Here is a 203-nt window from a genome sequence, read left to right as displayed (position 1 = left end):
CGGGGGCGTGGCGCAATTGGTAGCGCATCTGCTTTGCAAGCAGAGGGTTAGGGGTTCGAGTCCCCTCGCCTCCACTTTCCGGTGATTATAGCAAGAGGGAAACGCCTGGTTCCATTCCGAACCCAGAAGCTAAGACTCTTCGCGCCGATGGTACTGCACTTTTGTGGGTGTGGGAGAGTAGGTCATCGCCGGTTTATTTTTGA

The 203-nt window shown here is 55.2% G+C and carries 1 tRNA gene and 1 rRNA gene; both read left to right on the top strand.

From position 1 onward, the window contains the following. Position 1: 1 nt before the first annotated feature. Positions 2 to 74: transfer RNA gene (locus HMPREF2919_RS07065), tRNA-Ala, on the top strand. 3 nt (positions 75 to 77) lie between these two features. Beyond that, positions 78 to 194: ribosomal RNA gene (gene rrf, locus HMPREF2919_RS07060) — 5S ribosomal RNA — on the top strand. Positions 195 to 203 lie beyond the last annotated feature (9 nt).

The sequence above is a fragment of the Rothia sp. HMSC068E02 genome (genome assembly GCF_001813565.1).
Lineage (GTDB): Bacteria > Actinomycetota > Actinomycetes > Actinomycetales > Micrococcaceae > Rothia.
Note: the sequence above shows the minus strand (reverse complement) of the source record. Positions and strands in the feature narration are given on the sequence as shown.